We start from the raw sequence: 13,505 nt of genomic DNA, 5'->3' as shown, positions 1-13,505 counted from the left end.
GGATCACCTCCTTTCAGGCGCGCAACAGGCGCGTACTTTTTGTCCGGGACCATCCCGGACGACTCAGAGTTAAGCATGATTTGCGCCATGCAAAAGTTAAGAACGCGACTTTTTGGCCCAAATTCACAATCTGAACGTAAAACGCCCGGATGCCGGGAAGACATCCGGGCGTTCACCAAGCGGGCAGGACGCCCGATCAGCCTTAATTGTAGGCGAGCGCGCCAACAACGAGGCCAATGATTGCGCCTGTGGCCACCGAAGCCAGGATCGCGTCGCCGCGATCATAGTCGTGAACCCAGTAGTATCCGGGCGGCGGGGCATACAGGCCGTAACGGTCATAGTCGCGGATATAGACCGTGCGCGGGTGCGGGCGGTAATAGCCGCCGATCCGGTAGGGCGAGATATAGCCCGTGCGGAAGTACGGTCCGGTCCGGTAGCCATAGGTCGCGTAAGAGCTATAGCGAGGCGGCGGGGCATAATAATGCCGTACAGGTGGACGGTATGCGTACCGCGGGTGATAGCTGCGGCGATACTCGTAGCGATCCCGGCGGTCATACCGGCTGTGGTCCCGGCGATAATCCCGGCGGTCGCCGCGATAATCACGCCGGTCTCCGCGGTAGTCATGACGATCGCCGCGATCCCTGCGGCTGCGGTCATGATCACGGTCTCCACGATCGTAGCTGCCGCGGTCGCGGCCCCGGTCGGGATCGGCGCTGGCGATGGGGGCGATGGTCAGGCCGGCAACGGCCAGCGCCGCCATGGCTTTTCCGAATGTGTTCATCAGTTTCATGGCAGGCTGAGCCTCCGTCGAAATGGCCTGCCGCACTGTGATTGGCGGGCCGTCTGGTTGTCGCGCATCGCGCATTGGAGCAAACCTACTTTTTCCGGCCTGAACGGTCTCTGAACGGGGAGTTAAGCTTTATCCATGTCCGATTTCGGCGATCTTCGTGTCTCAGAAGCGATTACCGTCCCGGCGTGGGAGCTATCGGAAGCTTTCGTGCGGGCCTCCGGGCCGGGCGGGCAGCACGTGAACAAGGTGTCCACGGCTGTGCAGCTGACCTGGCATGTCGAGGCGTCCTCCCTGCCGGCGGAGATCAAGGCGCGATTCGTGAAACTGTTCGGCAGCCGCATGACGAATGACGGCCGCCTGATACTGGAAGCAGGCAATCATCGCAGCCAGGTCCTGAACCGCGAAGCCGCACGCAAGCGGCTGGCGGAGATGATCCTGAAAGCCAGCCACAAACCCAAGCGGCGTATTCGCACCAAACCGACCAAGGGAAGTATTCGCCGGCGCATCGCCACGAAAAAGAAGCGTGGAGAGATCAAGTCCCTGCGCGGGAGCGTCGACCGGACGGAGGAATAGGGCTCAACGCGCCGAATCGAGCGCGACCCGCAGCTTGAACAGAACCGGCAGGAGCTGCTTCCATTCCGCTTGAGAGAGTGCCGCCAGCTCTGGTTTAGCCGCATCCAGCGCCTTTACGGACCGTTTCCGTATCTCCGCGCCCGCAGGGGTGACCGAAGCGCGCCGGATGCGCCGGTCGTTCGGATCGGGCAGCAGCGTCACGAAGCCTTTTTCCTCCAGCCGCCGTACTGTGGAAGACATGGTCGGCTGGGACACCTGAAGCGCACGTGCGAGTTCTCCGATTGTTTGCTCCACCTCCAACCGTAAAAGATGATTCAGTACGGTAAATTGCGCCGTGGTCAGACCATCCGGTAGGCGGCGGGCAAAAGCGTTGTCGGCGAGGTGGGCGATGATTGAGATCTCTGTCATCACCTCGAACTCGACCGGATCGCCGGCGAGACCGGCTGGCCGGCTCATGTGACGATCCGCGATTCAAGCGGCCACCGGGGGGAGGGAGGCTGGCCGCGCGAATATCCCAGCCGGAAGAGGCCCTGCACCCGGCCCGGAAGCGTCACGCCGAAATGCTCGTGGATCTCGGCGAACGGCGCTGCCATTTCGCTGTATTCCTGCAGCACCTGAGAAAGAGGCTGGAAACCGACTCCGGCAGCTGCTGCCGCCAGTTGCAGCCTGACCCACACCGCGCCGCTGTCCAGCTGTTCGGACCGCGAGTTTCCGGGCGTGGTGAACCAAAGGAATGTCGGCGCACTTTCAATCAGGCCATCGTAGAAGGACTTGGTGGCTTGCCAGGCAGTGGAGCCGACTTCGTCCATGTTCTCCTGCGTCAGCATCCCGGACATTCGATAAGCTTCCATCATCGGACCCGCGAGGAAGATACCATCCGGATTGGCGTTGATCTGTTTGGCGCCAATACGGGTGAGGTTGGAGCTTTCATGGCACGTCTCGGGCTTGCGCAATTCGATTTCCCAGGCACGCTTGCAGAGATCTTTCAGCCAGCTGACTTTCTCAGGATCGCTGCTGCCATCGATCCGTGTCGTATCGAGACCGGACAAGGCCGTCGAAATTTCCATCAGCGCTGCCAATCGGTCCATTGGAACCGGCCTGCCTGGGTCGAATTTCAGCCGGGCTGTACGGCGCCGAAGAACGTAGCCAAATAGCGGGTCGCGCTCGACATTGGCGTCTCTTGCAAAGCGCACATGAGCAATGGGACGAGCGTCCAGCCGGTTTCCCGGTTCGCCCTCCGGGAATTTTGTGACCTCCAGGCGGTTTCCTTGTTCAGCAGCAGCCTGACGCATTAGCTCGAGGAAAGCGCCAAGGCCGATCGTGATTTGGCGGTCTGGCGGGTCGGTTTCCGGCAGGCGGCGGTTCAGGTCACAGAACAGGGTGAGGCTGTCGTCACCCTCCAGCCGGATGATCCATGGCTGTCGGTTGTGCGGGTTGGGTGCGAGGATGGCGTAGGCGGCGGCGTTCAGACGGGCATCGCCGAAGCCTTTGCTTGCCTGCTTCCAAGGCTCGCGTGCGGAGCTGATATCACTCATGCTGGAAAGGCCGGCATAGCCGCCGCCTAGGACAAGAATACTGGCACCGCCAGTAACGAGAAGTGCGCGCCGGGACAGCATCGCCGCCTCCTTTTCTGATAATATATAGATATCTATATATTATCGCGCGCAAAATGCAAACAGGAGAATACCTGGACCGTGAAGATCAGCCGCAGCAGCCGCCGGGGGAGGCGGGGGCTTCGTCGGCGATAGTGGCCGCGAACACGTCTGGCGCAGCGCAACCGGGGAACAGGCCGTAATGGGTGGCGCCATCTCCGATGACGTCAAAATAGGGGGCGAAGCGCGTATCCTTCAGCATGGCCAGCGTGTTGCCGCAGACGGGGAAGACCCGGCCGGCCTCGATGCTGTGCTCCGCGTCCAGCACGAAGACCTGTTCCATGCCCGGAATACCGCCCTTGTAGATCACGGCCTGGCCATAATCCTCACACGCCGCATCGAGCCCTTCGAGCTTGATAAGGCGCGCCGTAACGGAGGCAAAGCGGATCGGCCCCAGTTTGTCCTTCAGGGCTGGATCGATGATGCCGAGGCGGCGATGGTTCACGGTCCGTGGATCGGTGAAGCCAGCAGCCTTGGCGATAGACTGGAAGTCTCCCCAGTAGAGCGCGCCGGAAAGGCATTCGCCATAGAGAACGGGATCTGCCGCAAGGTCTGCCGGGATGCGCCGGTCTGCGTAGACGTCGGAGAAGTAAATCTCCCCACCCGGCTTCAGCAGGCGGTGGGCCTGACGGAACACTTCCGGTTTGTCGGTGCACAGATTGATAACGCAATTGGAGATGATCAGGTCGAACGAACCGGGCTCAAGGTCCAGTTCGCCGAGTTTCTCCAGGTATCCTTTCACAAAACGCGTGTTCGGCGCCTTGTAGCCGAACTGTTCCGCATGCCAGGCCTCGTGCGCGCGGGCGACGTCCAGCTGCGCATCGGTCATGTCGACCCCGGTGACGTGACCGTCCGGTCCGACCAGTTTCGCCAAAGCGAAAACATCCCGCCCGGCGCCGCTGCCAAGGTCGAGCACGTTCAGACCGTCCAGTACCGTCGGGATGGCGAGGCCGCAGCCATAATATTTCGCGGCAACTTCGTCATGCACAGCGGCCAGTGCGGCAGAGACGTGCGGGGGCGGCCGGTCCGCCGTGGTGCACGCATCGGTCTTCAGATCCATCGAAGTGGACAGTGTTTCCCCGTAATAGGTTTTGACGATGTCCTGAATCTGATTCATGCCCCGACTCCTTCTGAAAGTTCGTCCTTCATATAAAGGCGCACGGTATCAGACGAATAACATTCTGGTGTGTGGGATTTTAGTGCTTGCTGCCCTTCTTGGAGGGGGGCTTCTGAAAACCGGCAGGTTTACCGGCATAGGGGTTCTTGCCCTGACGTACGAACAGGCGGATGGGCACGCCGTGCAGGTCGAACGCTTCGCGCAATTCGTTGATGAGGTAGCGCTTGTAGGTCTCCGGCATCTGGTCGCCGCGGGAGGCGATCAGCACAAAGGTCGGCGGGCGCGATTTCATCTGCGCCATATAGCGCGGCTTGATCCGTTTGCCCTGGACGGCCGGGGGAGGGTGACGTTCAATCGTGTGGCGCAGCCAGCGGTTCAGGTCGCCGGTTTTCACGCGCGCGGTCCAGTCATTGTGGACCTGAATGACCGCCGGCATCAGCCGGTCGACATGCTTTCCGGTCAGGCCGGACAGGAACACGACCGGCGCGCCGCCAGCATTCGGCATCAGGCGGTTGGCGATGTCGCGGATATGCCGCGCAGCGGCGTCTGGATCTTTCACCGTATCCCATTTGGACGCAACGAGGACGAGGCCGCGGCCCTCGCGCAGGCAGAGGTCTGCGATCTGAAGGTCCTGCTTCTCCAGCGCATCGTGCGGATCCATCACCAGCGCGACGATCTCTGCATATTTCAGGGAGCGGATGGTTTCGGCGGTGGACATTCGCTCCAGCCGTTCCTGCACCTTGCTCTTGCGGCGCAGGCCCGCCGTATCGACGAGGCGCACGCGGCGGCCTTCCCATTCCCAGTCCAATGTCACGGAGTCCCGCGTGATACCGGCCTCCGGCCCGGTCAGCAGGCGATCGGATTTCAGCAACTGGTTGATCAGCGTGGATTTGCCGGCATTCGGGCGTCCGACGATGGCCAGCTTGACAGGTTTGTCCGTACACGGAGGCTCCGGCTCTACATCGACATCGGCTTCCTCGATCGCGGCAACGAGATCGTCGTCGGAGAGGGTCTCGTCATCGATGTCGATATGGGCGAGCTTTTCGAGGATATCCTCGCCACCACCGCGTGCATAATCTGGCTCCGGCTCTTCCATCGCCTTTTCGAAGGCTTCTTCGCCAAGGGCGCGGCGGATCGCATCGAAGAGTTCAGCGAAGCCTTCGCCATGTTCGGCAGATAGCCCCACCGGTTCACCAAAGCCGAGTGACCAGGCTTCCATCACGCCTGCTTCGCCCTGACGTCCTTCGGCCTTGTTGGCGGCCAGCACGATCGGCAGGCCCGACTTGCGCAGCAGCTGAGCAAAGGTTTCGTCATCCGGCGTGATGCCGGTGCGGGCGTCGACCAGAAAAAGGCAAAGCTCGGCTTCCGCGATGGCGGCTTCGGTCTGCTCGCGCATCCGGGATTCGAGACTGTCGTCGTGGACGCTCTCGTATCCCGCTGTATCGATCAGGATCAGCGGCATGGAGGCGAGATGGCCTTCTGCCTCCTTGCGGTCGCGGGTGACCCCCGGCTGGTCGTCGACCAACGCAATCTTCTTACCGGCAAGCCGGTTGAAGAGCGTGGACTTTCCGACGTTCGGACGTCCGACAATGGCGAGTTTGAGCGGCATGGCAGGCCCGTGACATAAGCGGGGGTCGCGCCTGCCGGCGCTGCCCCTTACTTGATTGCGATCAGTTTTGCGTCATCCGTCAGGACAATGAGCTTGTCCTGCACGGCAATAGGTTCGAGGTAGGCGCGATCACCCAATTTCATCGACCCGACTTCTTCCCCGGTTTCAGGCGAGTAAGCGAGCAACCGTCCGGTCGATGAGACGACCAGAACCCGGCCGGACGCGACGATCGGACCGGAATAGGAGATGCGCTTTTTCTTTTTCTTTTCTTTCTCGAACTGGCGCAGCTGGACGATCCAGTAAGCCTGACCAGTAGTCGAGTTGAGGCAGGCGAGCTTCCCGTCCGTTCCGAGCACGAACATGTGCTGGCCGGTCACGGCAGGCGGCTGGACAGAGCCGATCTGCGCGGTCCAGATCCGCTGGCCGCTACGGCCGTCGATGGCAATGGTGATACCGGACTGGCTGGAAGCAAAGACAAGGCCGCCGGCGAGAACCGGTCGTGAGCCGATGTCGTTGATCTCTGAAATCGGCGTAAACCGGCCGGCGCTGGAGATGGCATCCGTCCACAGGCGGCGGCCGTTCGAGGCGAGATACGCAATCACTTCGCCTGAAGAGAAGGGCGCGATGACGAAATCTTCGACCGCAGCAGGGCTGGGGCTTCCCAACACTCGCGCCGTTTCCGAGATCGCCTGGTCCGACCATTCCACTTCGCCGCTTTCCAGCGACAGAGCGTAGATTTCGTTGTTGTTGGATTCAACGAAGATGCGGCCGTCCTTGATGGTCGGAGCACCGGTCATTGGCGCGCTCAGCGTGTTCTTCCAATTTTCATCGCCGGTGTTGGCGTCCAGCGCTGTGACATAGCCAAAGCCGCTGGCAACAACCAGTGAATCGCCTTCAACCGCGAGCCCGCCGCCGAGCGCAGCCTTGTCACGCTTGGTCAGGCCTTTCAGCTTCTTGCGCCATTTCGTATTGCCGCTGGCAATATCCGTCGCAACGACCTGCTGCTCGGAATCGAGCGTGAAGATCGTCGTATTGCTGGCAACCGGCGGTGTGGAGAGTGCGGATTTCTTGCTCGAGCCCTTGCCGACACCGTTGCGCCAGGCAACCGACAGCGTCTCGGCGGCCTTGATATGGCCGTTCACTTTCGCTGCATTGGACCCGGCTTGGGCCCAGGAGTCGACTTCCTGCGCCGGGGGCAGGGTGATTGTCTCGGTTGCTAGGTCCGGGGCGGCTTCGAGGTCGGTATCCGACAGGACCATGGTGATCCGTCCGGCCTTTTCAGCCTCGGCCAGTTCCTTCGCCTTGTTGTTGCCGAAGTTAAAGCTCGGCAAGCTTGAGCAGGCGGTCAGGCCAAGGAAGCCGAGCGCGGCTCCGGCCAGCAGGAACTTGCGGGTTTGGGTCATTGACCGGTCTCCTCAGTGGTTTCGGACGCCTCGGCGGGTGCCGCCTCTTCAGCGGGAATGTCTGTGGTTGTCTCGGCAGGGATCGGGATCGCGGCGAGCGCGATTTCCGCACGCCGGACCACGCCTTGTGGGGCCGCAGCATCGAATTTCAGGCGGTTGTAAGCGGTGCGCGCGCGGGCGGCGTCCCCCTCGGCATAAGCCTTTGCCGCGATCAGCTCGCGGGCGAGGGCGCCAAGGCCGCTTTCTTCTTCCTTCAGGTCGCCCAGAAGGGTCTCCAGCTCTGCGAGCGAGGCGGTGTCAGCCTTGGCATAAGCCGCTTTCAGCAGGGCGCCGCGCTCGAAGGGCGTTCCATCGGCCTTGCCGGTCTCTGCCAGCACATTTGTGGCACCGGCGGCATCGCCGCTGCCTTCATAGACCGTTTGCGCCAGATAATTTGCGGCGAGCGGAGACAGGCTCGACCCTTCTTCCACAAGTGCCCGGAAGCCGGCTTCGGCATCGGTATAGTCCCCGTCCGCCAGCTGGGTTGCCGCGCTTTCAAAAGCTTTCGCCCGTTCGGTGCGGATTTCTGCAAAATGGGGATAAAGCACGAATTCGTTGACGGCTACGGCTCCAATAAGAAGCGCTGCGCCGCCATAGACAAAGAGACGATAGCGCTTCCAGGCGGTCTCGATCTTGTCCTGGCGAAGGCTTTCGTCGACTTCTTCAAAAATGTCGCTCAATGGGCCGCTCCGGTCGGGGTTCACAATTCTGGCGGGAACCTAGACGCCGCCGCGGCTGGCTGCAATGTGCCAGCGCTGTTCTGATCAAGGTTTTCGCAGGCTGTAGGTTTCAGCTTTTCCGGGGAAATTGCGGGTTCGCACATCTTCGGCATAGGCCTTAACGGCGGCTTCTGTCTCGGCGCGCAGATCTGCATAGCGGCGAACGAATTTCGGGGCCCAGTCAAACAGGCCCAGCATATCCTGGGCGACGAGGACCTGGCCGTCGCAGGCGGCGGAGGCGCCAATGCCGATCGTGGGACAGCTGACTTCGGCTGTAATCTCGGCGGCGAGGTCTTCGGCGACCCCCTCTATGACGATGGCGAAGGCCCCGGCACGATCAGCTGCGCGGGCTTCGTTGATGACGATTTCGCGCTCGGTCTCGGTGCGCCCCTTGGCGCGGAATCCGCCGTCGACATTGATCGCCTGCGGGCGCAGGCCAATGTGCCCCATGACCGGGATGCCGCGCTCGACAAGGTGGGCGATCTGCTTGGCAGCGTAGGCGCCGCTCTCGATCTTCACAGCCTGGCAGCCGGTTTCCTTCATGATCCGCACGGCGTTCAGGAACGCCTGGTCCTCACTCGTTTCGTAGCTGCCGAAAGGCATGTCGACGACCACGAAAGCTTGTTCAGAGCCGCGCATCACGGCCTGACCATGCAGGATCATCATCTCCATTGTTACACCGACCGTGGAGGGGAGGCCGTGTACCACCATGCCGAGGCTGTCGCCGACGAGCAGCATGTCCACATGCGGGTCCATCAACTCGGCCATCGGCGCGTCGTAGGCCGTCAGCATGACCAGAGGCGTACCGCCCTTGGCCTTGGCGATGTCCTTGACGGTCTTGCGGGTGATCTGTGTTTGCTTTGACATGCGCTGCGGCTTATCCGCTCCAGCGGACGCGGGCAAGAATTCCTTCCGGGATTACAAGGAGTTTATCTGCCGGACTCAGCCCGGCATGATCACCGGTACGCCGATCAGCGCTGCGTGCAGATAGCCGACAAACACGACATAAAGCACGATGCCGCCGATGACCGAGACGACATCGGGCCAGAGTTTCGTCGGCGCTTCCGGTGCCGGGCCATTGTCGCCGCGGCGTTTGACCATGACCCGGTCAAAAATGGCGAAGGTCATGAAGGCGGTGAACAGCAGGAAGGCGTTCAGCTGGCCGGTCGCAAAAAAGTGCCCGAATGCCCAGAGTTTCACGGCGACCAGCATCGGATGCTTCGCCCACTTCTTGATCCGGCCGACCGGCAGCTGCGAGGCCACGATCAGGATGAAGGCGGGCGGCATAAGGGCGAAATTGACGTGCTTGCCCCAGCTTGGCGGAGAATAAACAAGGCCCATGCCGCGTGTTTCGCCATAGCCCACGCAAATCAGGAAAAAGCCGACGATGGAGACGAACGTATAGGCCCCCATATAGGGCCCATATCCCATCTTCTTCTTCAGGTCCTTGCCCGGCTCCCGGGAACGCACGGCCGAAAACACGTGCGCGCCGAAAAAGATCACCAGACCGAGAATGAAAATTGCCATGACGGGGCCCTCCCGGAGAGGAGCTTACGGCGAGTTGGCCCCGACTGAAAGGGGCTTCAGCCCTCGCTGCCGTCCTTGATCCAGACTTCGACCTGGCCTTTCAGCTTCAGGGTCAGCGGTTTGCCCTTGCGGTCGAGCGCCTTGCCGGCGGCAACTTTGATCCAGCCTTCGGAAATGCAGTATTCCTCGACATTGGTCTTTTCGGTGCCGTTGAAACGCACGCCGATCTCCTGCTGGAGGAGTTCCGGATCGTGGAACGGGCTGTCGGGGTCAACGCACAGGCGGTCGGGAAGCTGATCAGTCATGTTTGCGGTTTTAGCGTGGGCCGCGCCCACGGCAAGAGGGACCAGGCAGGGAAACCTTTCGGCCAGCACGTGCGGCGCCCGTGAAGGCGCTTGGGGGAGGGAATGGATTTTCAGGGAAGGGGGCGCGTCATGTTTCCGGCAGGGGCAGGTTCGCCTGTGCCAGCGCCATCCCGAACATGCGGGGAGACAGCACCGCAGAGTGCGGATCGTGCGATTCATGACTCCGGCCCTGGCGGGAGGTATCGGAGATCGCGGGATTGCGAAGGTAAGCGGGCGTGGCCGCGCGGCCGTCGCAGGCGGCGGCGAGGCGGTCATTGAAGTGGGTGCAGGATTTCAGCGAAATGCGGTCGGCCTTCTGCCCGGGGATCCAGTCTATCGATGTCAGGAAGACCCGGCCGAACGGGCTGACACTCCAGTGATATTGAACGCCTTTGCCATAGGCGGCCCGCACCGCAGCACGCAGGAGCAGCAACTGGGCCCAGATGAGCGGCCAGATCACAGCAAGATGCGGCGGGAAGCCGGAAGGGGGGTGAAGGAAAGACATGTTGCCATCCTGAACCGGTCCCAATCCAGTTGGATAGACCTGGGCGGGGCGCAATGATCACGACAGATCGCGTGGTTTTGCTGCGGGACAGTCCGCTGGCAATCAAACATGTTAAACAGGTGCTTAACCAAGCCCGCAAATTCCCGCCCGGAATCCACTGAAGATTAGGGTTTCTTGTCTAGTCAGGAGAGACCAACCCGGCGGAACGTATGCTCAAGAGAACCAACATCAATACCTACCGGACGATGCTGCAAAACGCGCGCACGCCAGAAGAAGCCGTGATGATGGAGCAGCTGCGGGCGATTTCGCAGAACATCCCGGCACTCTACATGATGTTGACGGTAGCCGCCGTGGCGCTCGGTGCGACCTTTGTCGGTAACGCGCCGGATTTTCTTACATTGGGTGTTCCAGCCATTTTTGTGACGCTCAGCATTGTCCGCCTGTCCTTCTGGAAATTCGGCAACAGCCGGCTCGAGCATCCGGACGAAGCGCGCGTAAAGCTGAAGCAGGTTGAAGCGCTCACAGCAGGCTTGTTCCTGCTCCTTGGTGTCTGGGTCTGGACGCTTCTTCCGTATGCGACCAGCCAGGAACGGCTTTATCTGTCCTTCTTTACCGCCTTTACAGGTGCCTCCTCGACGATCTGTGCGATTTCGCGGCCGCGTTTGGTGGGCGTGTGCCTGTTCATGACGCTGGGCGTCTTCTGCTTCCTGTTCTTCGACTGGAGCGAACGGTTTTATTTCTACGCCACAATGCAGTTGGGGATCACCTATCTCGTCTTCTTTCTGGCATCCCGGACATACAAGCTGCGTCTGGCCCAATCGGTTGTTCTGCTGAACCGGCTCAATGCAGAGAACCGCCGCTCATCCGAGCTGGCCAATACGAATGAGTCCATGGCCCTGACGGACATGTTGACGGGCCTGCCCAATCGCCGTCAGTTCTTTATGGATGTTGAAGCTGTATATAATCCGAAGACAGACCAAAGGCTTCCGGTCATCGGATTGATCGATCTTGACGGGTTCAAGCCGATCAATGACGTGTTCGGTCACACAGCAGGCGATGCCGTGCTGGTGGAGACCGCCCGCCGCCTGAAGCGCGTACTGGGTACCAATGCCAGCGTTTCGCGTCTCGGCGGCGACGAGTTCGCTTACATCCTGCCCAGGACGACGAGTCAGAAGGATGCCAAGCGCATCGCGCAGCAGATCGTCAATGCGATGAACGAACCTGTTCGGCTGCCGAACAATGACACAAGCCGTGTATCGGCGTCGGTCGGCTATTCTTCGCGTTCATTCCCGGTAGGCTCCGCACACGATCTGATGGAGCAGGCTGACTTTGCCCTTTTCCGCGCCAAAGAACACAAGGTGGGGCAGGCGGTTGAATTCTCCGCCAGCCACGCCGAATCTCAAATGCGCGAAGCCGTGGTGCATCAGGCGCTGAAGAAAGCCAATCTTGATGAAGAGCTGCGCCTTGTCTTCCAGCCGATCGTGAATTCCACCGAAGGCGACGTGACCCGGTGCGAAGCGCTTGCCCGGTGGGACAGCCCCGGGCTGGGCTCTGTGCCGCCGGTCGAATTCGTGGCGGTCGCCGAGAAGATGGGGATGACCCAGAAGCTGACCCGCGTGGTCGTCCGCAAGGCGCTGGATCATCTCCGCAACTGGCCGGAACTGCCGTCCATGTCGGTGAACCTGTCGGCGCAGGACATCATCAGCCGCGAAACCAGCGATGCGCTTGTTGCCATGATCCTGGCGGAACCGGAAAGTGTGCGCCACCGTTTGGTGCTCGAAGTGACGGAATCGTCGCTGCTGAACGACATGGAAGAAGCGCGCTACAATCTCATGAAGTTCCGCTTCATGGGGCTGAAGATCGCCCTGGATGATTTCGGCACGGGGTATTCCTCGTTGCGCTACCTGCAGGAGCTGGAGTTTGACATCGTGAAGATCGACCGCAGTTTCGGTGCGGCCATCAACACGACGGCCCGTGGCCTCGGCCTTGTCGCGACCATCCAGCATCTTTGCCGGTCTCTGTCGATCGAGTGCATTATCGAAGGTATCGAAACTCGCGAGCAGCTGGAGATCGCACGCAGCGCCGGTTGCCGCCTGGTACAGGGTTATCTTTATTCCCCGCCGCTGGAGGCGCGTGACCTTCATGCGTATCTGGTCGGTGAAAAGCGCTTCCCGACTTACCGGGAAATGCTGGAAGGATCGCAGCGCGACGTCGCCTGAGCCTGACCGGCTGTCCGCCAGGGTGTATTGATTTTCCGTTCGTCCACTCTTGTCCGCTCGGCAGGGTGGGCGCATGCTTCCCGGCAAAATAATAAACCGGGAGGACATCATGGAAGATCTGGCAGGCAAGGTCGCCTTTGTAACAGGCGCAGCCTCGGGCATCGGGCTTGGCATCACCACGGCGCTGGCACAGTCCGGTGTGAAGGTGATGATGTGCGATATCGAAAAAGATGCGCTGGATGACGCAGTCGGCGGACTGAAGCAGACCAATGCCGACGTCGATGGTGTGATCGCCGATGTTTCCCTGAAGGACCAGCTACAGGCAGCGGCCGATGCAACGATGGAGCGCTTCGGCCGGGTGGATATCCTGGTCAACAATGCCGGCGTGGGCGGCGGCGGAAGTTATGGCGAATGGACCGATGCGGGCTGGAACTGGACCATCGGCGTGAACCTGATGTCTGTTGTCTGGGGGATCGAGATCTTCGGGCCCCTGATCGAGGCGCATGGTGACGGTGGACAGATCGTGTCGACCGCTTCCATTGCCGGCTTCCTGCCTGTCACGAACCCGCCCTACAATGTCACGAAGTTCGGCGTCGTTGCCCTTAGCGAAGGCCTGCGGACGGAACTTGAACCGCGCGGTATCGGTGTGTCGGTGCTGTGTCCCGGTTTCATCCGGACAAAGATCATGGACTCCGCCCGCAATGTGCCGGCCCGGTTTGCCGGGGCCCGTGACACGACAGGGGAAGACGCCAATGTGGCAGACTCCGAATTCGCGCAGATGGCCCGCGAAGCGATCGCTCACGGCATCGATCCGCTCTATGTGGGTGAGCTTGTCCGGGAAGGGATCGAGGGCAACTGGCCCTACATCTTTACGGATCTGGAGTTCGAGGCCGCGATCATGGAGCGGTTCGCCAATGTGAAAGCCGGGTTTGACCGGATCCGCGGGCGGGTTCCGCGCCACTAATGCGTGTCTGTCTTGCGCCGGGCAAATGTGCTAGCGCTGATGAA

The 13,505-nt window shown here is 61.0% G+C and carries 14 protein-coding genes; 3 read left to right on the top strand and 11 right to left on the bottom strand.

Annotation, left to right across the window (positions count from 1 at the left end; translation table 11 throughout):
• Positions 1 to 202: 202 nt before the first annotated feature.
• A complete protein-coding gene (locus R3C98_RS12310) occupies positions 203 to 790 on the bottom strand; it encodes an RcnB family protein (protein WP_371314375.1) in 588 nt (195 codons plus the stop codon).
• Between the two features lie 135 nt (positions 791 to 925).
• Here R3C98_RS12310 and arfB point away from each other — a divergent pair, with 135 nt between their 5' ends.
• Complete coding sequence (arfB, locus tag R3C98_RS12305; protein ID WP_371314374.1) at positions 926 to 1,363, top strand: alternative ribosome rescue aminoacyl-tRNA hydrolase ArfB; 438 nt, start codon at positions 926 to 928, stop codon at positions 1,361 to 1,363.
• A gap of 3 nt (positions 1,364 to 1,366) precedes the next feature.
• Here arfB and R3C98_RS12300 read toward each other — a convergent pair whose 3' ends face one another.
• The 10 genes from R3C98_RS12300 to R3C98_RS12255 form a co-directional block, all read right to left on the bottom strand.
• Positions 1,367 to 1,819, bottom strand: a complete 453-nt coding sequence (locus tag R3C98_RS12300) for a MarR family winged helix-turn-helix transcriptional regulator (protein ID WP_371314373.1) — start codon at positions 1,817 to 1,819, stop codon at positions 1,367 to 1,369.
• Positions 1,816 to 2,979, bottom strand: coding sequence for a nitroreductase family protein (locus R3C98_RS12295; protein ID WP_371314372.1), 1,164 nt, complete (start codon positions 2,977 to 2,979; stop codon positions 1,816 to 1,818). The genes R3C98_RS12300 and R3C98_RS12295 overlap by 4 nt, the downstream gene beginning before the upstream one ends.
• An 85-nt stretch (positions 2,980 to 3,064) precedes the next feature.
• Positions 3,065 to 4,132 (bottom strand): methyltransferase domain-containing protein, encoded by a 1,068-nt coding sequence (locus R3C98_RS12290; protein ID WP_371314371.1) that lies wholly within the window; start codon positions 4,130 to 4,132, stop codon positions 3,065 to 3,067.
• 79 nt (positions 4,133 to 4,211) lie between these two features.
• Positions 4,212 to 5,741 carry a ribosome biogenesis GTPase Der gene (der, locus tag R3C98_RS12285; RefSeq protein WP_371314370.1) on the bottom strand — a complete coding sequence of 510 codons (1,530 nt, stop codon included), beginning with the start codon at positions 5,739 to 5,741 and terminating at the stop codon, positions 4,212 to 4,214.
• 47 nt (positions 5,742 to 5,788) lie between these two features.
• A complete protein-coding gene (locus R3C98_RS12280) occupies positions 5,789 to 7,144 on the bottom strand; it encodes a PQQ-binding-like beta-propeller repeat protein (RefSeq protein ID WP_371314369.1) in 1,356 nt (451 codons plus the stop codon).
• Complete coding sequence (locus R3C98_RS12275) at positions 7,141 to 7,863, bottom strand: hypothetical protein (protein WP_371314368.1); 723 nt, start codon at positions 7,861 to 7,863, stop codon at positions 7,141 to 7,143. The genes R3C98_RS12280 and R3C98_RS12275 overlap by 4 nt, the downstream gene beginning before the upstream one ends.
• An 84-nt stretch (positions 7,864 to 7,947) precedes the next feature.
• A complete protein-coding gene (panB, locus tag R3C98_RS12270; RefSeq protein WP_371314367.1) occupies positions 7,948 to 8,769 on the bottom strand; it encodes a 3-methyl-2-oxobutanoate hydroxymethyltransferase in 822 nt (273 codons plus the stop codon).
• Positions 8,770 to 8,844: 75 nt separating this feature from the next.
• The gene (locus R3C98_RS12265) at positions 8,845 to 9,429 is read right to left on the bottom strand and encodes an NnrU family protein (protein WP_371314366.1); all 585 of its coding nucleotides are present in this window, start codon (positions 9,427 to 9,429) and stop codon (positions 8,845 to 8,847) included.
• Positions 9,430 to 9,485: 56 nt separating this feature from the next.
• Complete coding sequence (locus R3C98_RS12260) at positions 9,486 to 9,734, bottom strand: DUF3297 family protein (RefSeq protein WP_371314365.1); 249 nt, start codon at positions 9,732 to 9,734, stop codon at positions 9,486 to 9,488.
• Between the two features lie 127 nt (positions 9,735 to 9,861).
• Positions 9,862 to 10,278, bottom strand: a complete 417-nt coding sequence (locus R3C98_RS12255; protein ID WP_371314364.1) for a hypothetical protein — start codon at positions 10,276 to 10,278, stop codon at positions 9,862 to 9,864.
• Between the two features lie 209 nt (positions 10,279 to 10,487).
• On the opposite strand from R3C98_RS12255, the gene R3C98_RS12250 reads away from it, so the two are divergent.
• Complete coding sequence (locus R3C98_RS12250; protein WP_371314363.1) at positions 10,488 to 12,497, top strand: putative bifunctional diguanylate cyclase/phosphodiesterase; 2,010 nt, start codon at positions 10,488 to 10,490, stop codon at positions 12,495 to 12,497.
• Between the two features lie 109 nt (positions 12,498 to 12,606).
• Positions 12,607 to 13,461: an SDR family NAD(P)-dependent oxidoreductase gene (locus tag R3C98_RS12245; RefSeq protein ID WP_371314362.1), complete on the top strand. Its 855-nt coding sequence runs from the start codon at positions 12,607 to 12,609 to the stop codon at positions 13,459 to 13,461.
• Positions 13,462 to 13,505: the final 44 nt, after the last annotated feature.

Source organism: Hyphomonas sp., from assembly GCF_041398465.1.
Taxonomy (GTDB): domain Bacteria; phylum Pseudomonadota; class Alphaproteobacteria; order Caulobacterales; family Hyphomonadaceae; genus Hyphomonas.
This window is presented reverse-complemented; position numbering and strand designations above follow the sequence as displayed.